Annotated in this window: 2 protein-coding genes; one reads left to right on the forward strand and one right to left on the reverse strand. The window is 64.0% G+C overall.

Translation table 11 applies throughout. The features are described 5' to 3' along the window. Positions 1 to 181: hypothetical protein (locus G6R25_RS25700; protein WP_268904212.1), on the reverse strand; the 181-nt coding region annotated here is incomplete at its 3' end. A 242-nt stretch (positions 182 to 423) separates the two neighbouring features. On the opposite strand from G6R25_RS25700, the gene G6R25_RS23970 reads away from it, so the two are divergent. Continuing rightward, entirely contained in the window at positions 424 to 1,368 is a 945-nt protein-coding gene (locus tag G6R25_RS23970; RefSeq protein ID WP_163554653.1) for a porin PorA family protein, read from the forward strand. Positions 1,369 to 1,377 lie beyond the last annotated feature (9 nt).

Below are 1,377 nucleotides of genomic sequence, written 5' to 3' on the forward strand. Positions count from 1 at the left end.
GTCCGACGACATCCGCAGCTGTACGGTCGATCAGTATCGACGCATCGGGATCGGTCTGGGTCAGCAGAACCACCAGATCCGTGCCCTTCGTCGCCTCGACGAAGGAGGATTCAGCGACCGCGATTTCGAACATCTTACCGATGTACGCGTACACCTCGCCAGCATTCTTGAACACGCTCACCGGATCTCCATTTCGACTGGTCCGCTTCCAGCGGGCAGGCCAGCTACGGCGGCTGCCCTCGCCGGCGGAGGAGTTGACCGAAGCGCGACCGACGTTAGAAGCCACCGCGTCCGGCGCCTCATCCTTCCAGGGGCTCTTCTGGCTCAGAGGGACGACGACCCGGGCGAACCCTTTGGGTGCGCGGCCCAACATCGGCATCCGGAGCCAAAATCTCACCCGAACGGAGGATTACCTGCACCAGAATGATCGGCACGCTCATCCTTCATGAGACGCGCCCCGAGGAGGCACTGATGCCCATACGCCGTTCAGCCGTCGTGCTGGGAACGCTCGGCATTCTGTCCGTGGTGCTTGGGTTACTACTGAAGTTCGTGCTGGTCCCGGTCCTGACGAAGCTGCCCGGCAGCACGGACCTCGGCATCACATACTCAGGCACCGGCACACTGCTCAACAGCCAGGCCCTGCAGTCCGGCGACACGAAACACGTCATCGCCTCGAACGTTCCGATCACGGTCGGCCGGCGTCTGAAGGTCACCAGCACGCACGGCGACACGGCGATCGTGAGCGACAACCTGACGATCCACGCCGGCACGCAGGCCCTGCCCAGCAACCACACCTACGCGCTGGACCGCACCTCACTGAAGGGGACGACCGCGTCCAAGGGGACAACGGTGGAACCGTCGAAGGGCGCGTTGAGCTCAACCTTCCCGATCGGCCCAAAGGCCGGCAACGCCTATCACTTCTACGATTCCACGACCCGGAACATCGTCCCGCTCCGCTACGCCGGGCACGACAAGATCCGCGGTCGTTCGCTGAACGTCTACACGGTCGCCGCGACCGGCCCGGTGAAGGATCCCGGCCTGCTGAAGATGCTGCCCCCGGCGTTGCCGAAGAAGCTGTTCGCCGGCCTGGCGTCGTTGCTCCCCGCCGATGTCAGGGCCAAGGCCACTCCGGCGACGCTGGCCGCGCTGCCCGACCCGGTCCCGTTCACCTACACGGGAATCACCCACATCACCGCCGACGTCGACAGGCAGACGGGCGTGCCGATCAATGAACACATCAACGAGCAGGTCGTGGCCAATATCACGGCTGGCGGCCAGACGCTGAGCCTCATCCCGGTTCTTGCACTGGACTTCCAGATCACTCCGGCCAGCGAGCCTTTCCCGGTAACGTTTCGTCGCTTTGCGTGACATCAATGT

Origin of the sequence: Candidatus Frankia alpina (assembly GCF_902806485.1) — a bacterium.
In the GTDB taxonomy this organism is placed as follows: Bacteria; Actinomycetota; Actinomycetes; order Frankiales; family Frankiaceae; genus Frankia; species Frankia alpina.